Genomic DNA, 9357 nt, shown 5'->3' with positions numbered 1-9357 from the left:
CCTACCCACTGGAGCCGATGATGAAAGTGATGATCCGCCGCGATGCCAAAGGTGTGTTGAGCGCCTATGTGCCGAAGAAAGACCTGGAAGAACCCATCGTCGACATGGTGAATCCCGGCATGTGGGGTGGGCTGGTCACGCTGGCCAACGGCTGGCAGCTCGAACTGCCGGTCATGCCCGAAGGCACGACGCTGCCCATCACCGTCGAAGCGCGCCGCCTGGCCTCGTCGGTCTCGGAGGACTGAGCCATGTCGATCAGCACCGAACACCTGCTCGCGGCCGGCGAACTCGTGGGCGCTGCCGCCACCCTGCGCGACGCCGCCTCGATCTGGCGCTCCCAGCACCCCGACATGAAGGTGGTGCTGGTCGATGCGATGGACATGCGCGACGAAAAGCCGGCGTTGACGCTCGGCGCCCGCAAGGTCTACCTCGCCACCTCCAACGGCCACTGCTGGAGCGTGACCGAGCAGCCCGAAGAAGCCGATGCATTGATCCTCACCCAGGACTGAGCACATGACCCCCACGCTTGTCACTCCGTGTACTGCGCTGCCCCCCGAGGGGGCTGTGCTTGCTTGGGGCGGCCCTGCGCTGCGCACGCTTTCAAGGACTTGAACATGGAAATCGATGCCATCTCCCTCTACGAGCCCGAGTGCGGCGAGCGCGAGATCCAGCTCGTCACCGCCGTGCTGGAGTCCGCCCGCTGGGGCGATGGCCCCATGCTGGAATCGTTCGAGCGTGCCTTCGCGGGCTGGGCCGGGCGGCGCCATGCGGTCGCGGTGGGCAGCGGCACCCTGGGCACCTGGATCGCGCTGCGCGCCTACGGCATCGGCCCGGGCGACGAGGTGGTCTGCAGCAGCCACGCCTGGCACCAGGTGGCGCAGGCCATCACGCTCGCGGGCGCCACGCCGGTGTTCGCCGACATCAACTACTGGACCGGCTGCCTGAGCCCGGAAAAAGCCGCGCTCAAGATCACGCCGCAGTCCCGCGCCATCCTGGCCGGCAACACCAACGGCCACCCGGCCGACTGGGACCCATTGCGTGCGCTCGCGAAAGCGCACGGCATCCCCCTGATCGAAGACAGCACCGAGGCCCTGGGCTCGCGCTACAAGGGCCAGACCGTGGGCAGCTTTGGCGATGTGTCGGTGTTCGACTTTTCGCAGCCCTCGGCCCTGTGCACTGGCGAAGGCGGCATGCTGGTCACCGACGACGACGCGCTGGTGCACGAGCTGCGTTACCTGCGCCAGCGCCGCGTGAGCGACCGTCATTCGGTCTCGGTCGGTTCGCGCGTGCCACTGCAGGCCGGTATGAGCGAGATGACCGCCGCACTCGGCCTGGCCCAGCTCGCCAGCCTGGACGACCGGCTGATGGAGCGCAAGCAGGTGGAGCTCTGGTACCACGAGCAGATGCAGAGCTTCGAGGGCGTGAAGCCACCGTACCTGGCGGAGAACGTGGACGAGGTGCACTGGATGCTCTACGTCGTTCACCTCGGCAAACGCTTCACCGCCAGCGCCCGCGCGCAGATGGTCGACGACCTGGCCTCCAGCGGTATCGAGACTGCCGCCTACAGCCACCCGCTGCACCAGCAGTTCTATTACATGAACGCGGCCGCGGCCATCGGCCAGCAGCGGGGCCTGCTGCGCGACACCGACCGCATCGGCGACCGCGCCCTGGCCCTGCCGCTGCACACCCAGCTCGACGCAGTCCAGGTGCAGTACATCGTGACCACATTGAAAGACACCGCGACCAACGTCGGTGCCGGCGCCGCCATATATCTCTAAGGAAACACCATGACCGACCTGATCCAAGACATCGCCCGCCGCCTCGACGGCGGCAGCGTCATCCCCTACCTGGGCCCGGACATGTTGTCGCTGTGTGAGCCCGGCAAGGTGCCGGCCACGCCGCTGGACCTGGCGACCTTCATGACGGCCAAGGTCAGCGTGCCGCACAAGGTGCGCAACCGCCTGACGCAGGCGGCCCAGTTCATCGAAAACTTCAAACACCGCAAGTCGGTGGTGCACCTGATGAACGAGGCCTTTGCGAGTTCGCCCGAGCCTTCGGCCCTGCAGCTGGCGCTCGCGGGCAGCAACGCCGGCCTCTGGGTCGACACCTGGTACGACGACACCATGCTGAACGCGCTGACCCGCGTGCGCGGCGGCAGTGGCTGGAACCAGGTGCAAGGCCTGTCTCAGTCCGAACATTTTGGCCAGTGGACCGGCGCCTACGACGCCCAGGGCCAGGCGCTCGACACCCTGCCGGTGGCGCCCACGCACTACAAACCCTGGGGCGGCCACAGCCCGGCCGGCAACTACCTGGTGTCCGACAGCGACTATGTGGAAGTGCTGACCGAGATCGACATCCAGACCCCCATCCCCGCGGCCGTGCAGGCCTGGCGCAGCGGCCGCAGCTTCCTGGTCCTCGGCTGCCGCTTTGACGACCAGCTCACGCGCTGCTTTGCGCGCCAGATCATGAAACGCTCCAGTGACCTGCACTGGGCTGTGTTGCCCAACGAGCCGACCCGCATGGAAGCGCGCTTCCTCGAAGAGCAGGGCATCACGCGCATCAACATGCCGCTGGCCGATTTTTCGGCGGCGTTGATCGACGCCCTGCAACCCGCGCTCGCTTGACCTTTTCCCTTTCCCAACCAGCCACGAGGCCACAACCATGACCACGATCACCGTCCTTCCTTCCGGCAAGTCCTACGAAGTTGCCGCCGGCACCACCCTCCTCAAAGCCCTGCTCGGCGTGGGCGAGCCCGTCATGAGCAAGTGCGGCGGCAACGCCAAGTGCGAGGCCTGCCACGTCTTCGTCACCAGCGGCCGCAAGAGCCTGTCGCGCATCCAGCCGCTGGAGAACGAGAAGCTCGACGGCATGGTGGGCATCGGATCGGCCTCGCGCCTCGCCTGCCAGGCCGTGCTCGGTGAAGACCCGATCACCGTCGAACTCTTGATGACCACATGAAGCACCCCCCGCGCGCCTGCGGCGCCACCCCCCAGGGGGCAACACCTGCGGCCCGGCGAAGCCGGTTCCGCGGTGTTCCCGGTGGGGAGGTGTCGCACGCCGCTGTGCTCTCCACTGCGTGAGGTACCGGTATGGCTGAGCTGTTGCATTTGCCCACCCAGAAAGTGGCCGACGTGGTGGTGGTCGGTGCGGGCCTGTGTGGCCTGGCGCTGGCCCGAACCCTGATCGCTCGCGGCCTGGACGTGACCCTGGTCGAAGCGCGAGAGCGTATCGGCGGCCGGGTGTTGACCCGCAGCGATGCGCAGACCGGCCAGGCGCTCGACCTGGGCGCCACCTGGTACTGGCCCGAGACCGAGCCTCGCGTCAGCGCGCTGCTGGGTGAGCTGGGGCTGGCCACGCTGGCGCAACACGATCCGGGCGACGCGCTCTGGCTCACCGACCCGAACCGCGAACCCGAACGGCGGCAGGAAGAGGGCGGCGTGCACGCGGGTGCGCGGCGCATCCAGGGCGGCGCGGCACGATTGGCCGATGCACTTGCAGCAGGTTTGCCCGAGGGCTGCCTGCAACTGGGCAAGCCCGTGCGCGTGCTGCGCGACCGCGGTTCTCACATCGAGCTCATGCTGGAGACCGGTGCGCCGCTGCGCGCGCGACAAGTCGTGCTGGCCTTGCCGCCGCGCCTGGTGCATGACCGCATGCTGCTGGATCCACCGCTGCCGGCGACGGTCTGGGCCGCGTTGGAAGCCACAGCCACCTGGATGGCGACCCACGCCAAGGCCCTGGTCACGTTCGATCAGCCTTTCTGGCGCGAAGCCGGGCGGTCGGGCAACGCCTTCGTGCGCCATCCGCAGGCCGTGCTCGGCGAGGTGTTCGACGCCTGCGACGACGCCGGGGGCGCGGCGCTGGGCGGCTTTGTGGCGCTGAACCCGGCGCAGCGCGAACACTTCCAGCGCGGCCTGCCGCTGCTGATGGAGAGCCAGCTCGCGCAGCTCCACGGCCAGGCCGCGCAAGGTGGCCGGCTGCAACTGCAGGACTGGGCGCTGGAGCCCTGGACCTGCAGCGACACCGACCGCGCCACGCCGCCCGAGCCGCCGCTGGCCGACCCGTTGCTGCGCCAGCCGCAGTGGAGCGGCCGGATGTTCCTGGGCGGCAGCGAAACGGCGGCCCACGGCGCGGGTCACATGGAGGGCGCGCTCGAAGCGGCCGACCGCATCGCCCACGCGCTGCTGCGCCAGAAAGCGCCCACTGCCGTCATTCATGAGCCCGCGGCCCACGACCGCGAGGCAGCGCTGCGGGCCTTTGCCGAGGGCGTGGCCGCGCGCGCCGCCGCCGCGCCCGACCAGTACCGCCGCCACCTCACGCGCCTGCTCTCCAGCCAGCAACACGATCTGCTCACGCAGCGCGCGCTGCTGGCGACGGTGGACCGCGTCTACAGCGAGAGCCTGGCGCAGATCGACGCCTTGTTGCCTGCGATCGACGCTGCCGATGCTGCGGTCTCGCAAGGGCAGCACGCGCTCACGCCGCAGTTGTTGGCACCGTTTGCTGGCTGGAACAAGGGCTTACTGCAGGCCGCGCTGGCCTTCAACGCCGGCTCGTGTGCTTTGTCGAACTTCGCGCAGGACCAGACGCCCGATGCCGAGACCCAGCGCGCCATCACGCTCGACCTGGCCGCGGCCTGGCGCGAGTTCGCCATCGAGCTCAACGCCCGTTTGCTGCAGGCCCAGTCTGTGGCGGTCAGTGCCTGAAACCCATGAGCCAACCCATGCTGCACAGCGCCTTGTTGGGCCTGATCCAGGGCGCCTGCGAAGCGGTGCTGATCCTGGTGGAACAATTGCCGCGCGAGGAACTGATGCGTTCGCGTCTCACGCGCGGCGAGGTGCTGCGCCAGCTCGTGACCCTGGCCGCCAGCGTGGCGCAGATCGAGCCCGAGCAGCGCGCCACCATGCCCGAGCTCGACTGGTCGGGCTGGGCGCTGATGCGTGTCCAACTCGCCGGACCACCCGGAGAGACCCTGGACGAAGCCTTGTGGTTCGCCAGCCAGTCGCTGGTGCCTGCGACGCTGCTGTGGTTGCGGGTGTACCGGCAGAGCCAGCCCGATCTGTTTCGCATGAGCTTGGCTTGAGCGCCTGAAAACGTATGGTGGTTTGAGGGGCACCGCGCGGCTGCGGCAGGCGCTGCCCGGCGGGGGCTCATCCGGGGTGGTCGGCTGCGCCGACTTCGCTGTGCCCACCCGTCTGGCGCCGGCGCGGCCCAACTCGCTGCGTTCGCTGCGCTCTCTCCGCTCGGACAAGGGCCGCGAGTCAGTTGACGATGCGCGCACCTGCGCGTCCGGCCCCAGACGGGCGGACACAGCCACCCCGGAAAATCGCCCCCACCGGACAGCGCCTGCCGCAGCAAGAAGTGAATGGGCGTTCCACCGTTGGCGCACCAACACCACTTCTGCCAAGGCGTGTGCGCTCAGGCCGCAGCGCGCCTTGTGAGGCGCCGAGAAGCGCAGGGGCCGTGGCCGCGCGCGCAGCGCGCTTCGTCAACTGATTCGTCGCCATGTCTGAGCAGAGAGAGCGCAGCGAACGCAACGAGTTTGGCGACGGGCCACGGCCGCGAGCATCGCAGGGAAGTCGGCGCACAGCGCCGACCGCCTCACTCAAGCGCTGTGGCCTGAGCGCACACGCCTTGGCTCGCGAGGTGCCACGGACGAGATCTGAGTTCAACCAAAAGGCTCCGAGAGAGCGCTCTCTCTCCCCAAGCTGGCCCGCGTTTTGCAAACCAGGCCACCAACCCACGATGGGGTGACCGTTGTGTAGCAAAGCACACAACGCAGCGGCAAGACCCGTGCGTTGTGTCGTGATCCCTACCGAGCCCGTCGGCTTGTTCACAGGAGTGAACCCGACATCGCCGAGTTTCGGCACATCCTGAGGAAGCTGACCATGAAAACCAGCGCCCGCAACCAGTTCGCCGGTCCTGTCAGCGCTTTGCGGGTGGGTGCGGTGGAGAGCGAGGTGACGTTGCGCCTCGGCCCTTCACTGGCGCTCACCGCCACCGTCACGAACGGGTCCGCGCAGAACCTTGGCCTGGCCGAAGGTCGCGACCTGCTCGCCTTCGTCAAGGCCTCTTCCATCGTGTTGATGGTGGACGAGGAGGGCGCACGCATCTCGGCCCGCAACCGCTTTCGCGGCCAGGTGCGGCAGATCCACCACGGCCCGGTCAATGCCGAGGTCACTCTGAGCTTGCCCGGCAGCCACCACGTGCTCACCGCCGTGGTCACCGACCCGAGTGTGCAGCGTCTGGGGCTCGCGGTGGGTCAGCCCGTCACCGCGATCTTTAAGGCGTCGAGCGTGTTTCTCGTGTCCACGGATTGATGCCCTCGCCAACCCAGCCGCGTTCCCGCCGTTGAATCTTTCACCGCCTTCCAACCCAGGAGCGTTTCCATGAGCATGCAAACCTTTGTCTCTTCCCTGTTCGCTGGCCTCTTGCTGGTCGCCACGGGCGTCAGCGCCAACGAGATCCCGGTGGCGGTGGCCGCCAACTTCACTGCACCGTTCAACCGGCTGGCCGCCGAGTTCGAAAAGGACACCGGCCACAAGGTGGTCGCTTCGTTCGGCTCCACCGGCAAGTTCTACGCACAAATCAAGAACGGCGCGCCGTTTGAAATCCTGCTCGCGGCCGACGACGAAACCCCGGCCAGGCTGCTCAAGGAAAACGCGGCGGTGGCCGGCAGCGCGTTCAGCTACGCCATCGGCAAGCTCGTGTTGTGGTCCCCCAAGCCCGGCGTGGTGGACGCGGCCGGTGAGGTGCTCAAGCGCGGCACGTTCGAGCACATCGCATTGACCAACCCCAGGCTCGCGCCCTATGGCGCTGCGGCGGTGGAGACCATGAAAGCGATGGGCGTGTTCGACAGCCTGAGCCCCAAATTCGTGACCGCCGAAACCGTGATCCAGGCCCACCAGTTCATCAGCAGCGGCAACAGCCCGCTGGGCTTTGTCGCGCTGTCGCAGGTGCTGAAAGACGGCCAGATCGAAGGCTCGGCCTGGGTGGTGCCCGCGAACCTCTACACCCCCATCCGGCAAGACGCGGTGTTGCTCACCCCGGGCAAGGACAAGCCCGGCGCCACCGCGCTCTTGAAGTACCTGCAAGGCGCCAAGGCGCAGGCGCTGATCCGGACCTACGGTTACGAGTTGCCGAAGTGAGGGCAGCATGCCCACCGCTGCCGATCTCACCGCCGTCTGGCTCACCATCCGGCTGGCCGGCCTCACCACCGTGCTGCTGCTCGCGCTGGGCACGCCGGTCGCCTGGTGGCTCGCGCGCACGCCCTCTCGGCTGAAGGGCCTGGTGGGGTCGGTGGTCACGCTGCCGCTGGTGCTACCGCCCGCTGTGCTGGGCTTCTATTTGCTGGTGCTCATGGGGCCGCAGGGGCCGGTGGGCCGGCTCACGCAGGCGCTCGGTCTGGGCCTGTTGCCCTTCACCTTCGCCGGTCTGGTGGTGGCCTCATGCCTGTATTCCATGCCCTTCGTGATCCAGCCGCTGCAGCAGGCCTTTGCCGCCATCGGCCGCGCGCCGATGGAAGCGGCGGCCACCTTGCGCGCCTCGCCGCTGGACGCGTTTTTCAGCGTGGCGCTGCCGCTGGCGCGCCCGGGCTTCATCACGGCCGCGGTGCTGGGCTTTGCGCACACCGTGGGCGAATTCGGCGTGGTGCTGATGATCGGCGGCAACATCCCGGGCCAGACGCAGGTGCTGTCGATGGCGATCTACAACCACGTGGAGGCGATGGAGTACACCAACGCCCACTGGCTGGCCGGCGGCATGCTGGTGTTTTCGTTCGCTGTGCTGATGTTGCTCAACGGGCGCGGGTGGGGAAGCAAGGCATGAGCCTCGATATCCGCTTTCGCCAGGACTTCGCCGGCTTCACGCTTGACGTGGACCTGAGCCTGCCCGGCCGTGGCGTGACCGCGCTGTTCGGTCCTTCGGGTTGTGGCAAATCCACACTGCTGCGCTGCATCGCCGGCCTCAACGCCGCGCCCAGCGGTCGTTGCGTGGTCAACGGCGAGGTCTGGCAGGACGGCGCTCAGGCGCTGCCCACGCACCGGCGGCCGCTGGGTTACGTGTTCCAGGAGCCGCAGCTGTTTGCGCACCTGAGCGTGCGCGCCAACCTGCAGTACGGTCTTTCGCGCGCCACGGCAGCGCAGCAGCGCGTGGAGTGGGACCGGGCCATCGAGCTGCTGGGCATTGGCCACCTGCTGGAGCGCCGCACCGCCGGGCTCTCGGGCGGCGAACGCCAGCGCATCGCCATCGCGCGCGCGCTGCTCACCAGCCCGCGCCTGCTGCTGATGGACGAGCCGCTGGCCGCGCTGGACCTGGCGCGCAAGAACGAGTTCATGCCCTACCTGGAGCGCCTGCACCGCGAGCTGGACATCCCCGTGATCTACGTGAGCCACGCGCCCGACGAGGTGGCACGCCTGGCCGACCACATCGTCGCCATGGAAGCGGGCAGGGCGCTGGCCTCGGGCCCGCTGGCCGAGGTGCTGTCGCGGGTGGACCTGCCGATCCGCCTGGGCGAAGACGCGGGCGTGGTGCTGGAGGGCGTGGTGGTGGAGCGCGACGCGGCCTGGAGCCTGGCCCGGGTGGCGTTCCCGGGCGGCTGCCTCTGGGTGCGCGACGGCGGGCAAGAGAAGGGCGCCACGGTGCGCATCCGCATCCTGGCGCGCGACGTGAGCCTGGCGCTCTCGCCCGCGACCGACACGAGCCTGCTCAACAGCCTGCCGGTGGTGGTGGACCAACTGGCCGACGACAGCCACCCGGCGCTGGCCTTGTGCCGCTTGCGGGTGGGGACTTCGTCGTCGCTGCTGTCGCGGTTGACGCGGCGCTCGGCGGCGGCGCTGAACCTGCAACCCGGTCAGGCCGTGTGGGCGCAGATCAAGGCGGTGGCGTTGATCGGCTAGGACGGCCCGCCACCGACCAGCCGGAACGCTTCGCGCAACAGCAGCAGCTCGGCCATGGCGCCACCGCGCAGTTCACTCAGTGCCTTGAACGTGCCGCCGAGCGCGGTGATCGCGGGCTTGGGCGCGTCGGGGGTGGTGAAGCGCAGCAGGTGCACGCGCAGCGGGCCGTCGGGTGTCTGGAACCAGGCCTGAAAGTCGTCCGTGGTGGTCAATTCGTCGGGGTTCAGACCGGTGTCTTCCACCACGATCTGTTTGAGCGTTACGGCCTCGTGCCCCGCAGGCTCGGCGACCGGTGTGGCCATGGGCTCGGCGCCTTCGGGCAGGGCTTGCGGCCAGAGCATGCCGTGCGCCCAGCGCGGAAACAGCAGCGCGTGGCTGTAGTCGTCAAAGTGGCAGAGGATCACGCGGTTGCGGCTCAGCAGCTCGGTCTTGCTCATGGTGTGTCCTGTTGGTCGGGTGGGTGGCT

General features: G+C 68.5%; 12 protein-coding genes. 11 read left to right on the top strand and 1 reads right to left on the bottom strand.

Features of this window, described 5'->3' with window-relative positions; genetic code table 11:
- Positions 1-20: 20 nt before the first annotated feature.
- The 11 genes from nifT to modC all read left to right on the top strand — a co-directional run bounded on the left by nifT (position 21) and on the right by modC (position 8891).
- Positions 21-245, top strand: coding sequence for a putative nitrogen fixation protein NifT (gene nifT, locus IV088_RS01165; RefSeq protein WP_291096782.1), 225 nt, complete (start codon positions 21-23; stop codon positions 243-245).
- Between the two features lie 3 nt (positions 246-248).
- Complete coding sequence (locus IV088_RS01160; RefSeq protein WP_291096780.1) at positions 249-509, top strand: hypothetical protein; 261 nt, start codon at positions 249-251, stop codon at positions 507-509.
- Between the two features lie 105 nt (positions 510-614).
- Positions 615-1778, top strand: coding sequence for a DegT/DnrJ/EryC1/StrS aminotransferase family protein (locus IV088_RS01155; RefSeq protein ID WP_291096778.1), 1164 nt, complete (start codon positions 615-617; stop codon positions 1776-1778).
- 9 nt (positions 1779-1787) lie between these two features.
- On the top strand, positions 1788-2624 hold the full coding sequence (locus IV088_RS01150) for an SIR2 family protein (protein WP_291096777.1): 837 nt from the start codon (positions 1788-1790) through the stop codon (positions 2622-2624).
- A gap of 37 nt (positions 2625-2661) precedes the next feature.
- Entirely contained in the window at positions 2662-2958 is a 297-nt protein-coding gene (locus IV088_RS01145) for a 2Fe-2S iron-sulfur cluster-binding protein (protein ID WP_291096776.1), read from the top strand.
- A 131-nt stretch (positions 2959-3089) separates the two neighbouring features.
- The gene (locus IV088_RS01140; RefSeq protein WP_291096774.1) at positions 3090-4700 is read left to right on the top strand and encodes an FAD-dependent oxidoreductase; all 1611 of its coding nucleotides are present in this window, start codon (positions 3090-3092) and stop codon (positions 4698-4700) included.
- 5 nt (positions 4701-4705) lie between these two features.
- The gene (locus tag IV088_RS01135) at positions 4706-5077 is read left to right on the top strand and encodes a hypothetical protein (protein ID WP_291096773.1); all 372 of its coding nucleotides are present in this window, start codon (positions 4706-4708) and stop codon (positions 5075-5077) included.
- Between the two features lie 805 nt (positions 5078-5882).
- A complete protein-coding gene (locus IV088_RS01130) occupies positions 5883-6314 on the top strand; it encodes a TOBE domain-containing protein (protein ID WP_291096772.1) in 432 nt (143 codons plus the stop codon).
- Positions 6315-6389: 75 nt separating this feature from the next.
- Positions 6390-7142 (top strand): molybdate ABC transporter substrate-binding protein, encoded by a 753-nt coding sequence (modA, locus tag IV088_RS01125; RefSeq protein WP_291097068.1) that lies wholly within the window; start codon positions 6390-6392, stop codon positions 7140-7142.
- Between the two features lie 7 nt (positions 7143-7149).
- Positions 7150-7821: a molybdate ABC transporter permease subunit gene (gene modB / locus IV088_RS01120; protein ID WP_291096771.1), complete on the top strand. Its 672-nt coding sequence runs from the start codon at positions 7150-7152 to the stop codon at positions 7819-7821.
- Positions 7818-8891 carry a molybdenum ABC transporter ATP-binding protein gene (gene modC, locus IV088_RS01115; RefSeq protein ID WP_291096770.1) on the top strand — a complete coding sequence of 358 codons (1074 nt, stop codon included), beginning with the start codon at positions 7818-7820 and terminating at the stop codon, positions 8889-8891. The genes modB and modC overlap by 4 nt, the downstream gene beginning before the upstream one ends.
- On the opposite strand, the gene IV088_RS01110 is transcribed toward modC, so the two are convergent.
- Positions 8888-9328: a hypothetical protein gene (locus IV088_RS01110; protein WP_291096769.1), complete on the bottom strand. Its 441-nt coding sequence runs from the start codon at positions 9326-9328 to the stop codon at positions 8888-8890. The genes modC and IV088_RS01110 overlap by 4 nt on opposite strands.
- Positions 9329-9357 lie beyond the last annotated feature (29 nt).

Origin of the sequence: Hydrogenophaga sp., from assembly GCF_018780075.1 — a bacterium.
Classification (GTDB): Bacteria; Pseudomonadota; Gammaproteobacteria; order Burkholderiales; family Burkholderiaceae_C; genus Hydrogenophaga.
This window is presented reverse-complemented; position numbering and strand designations above follow the sequence as displayed.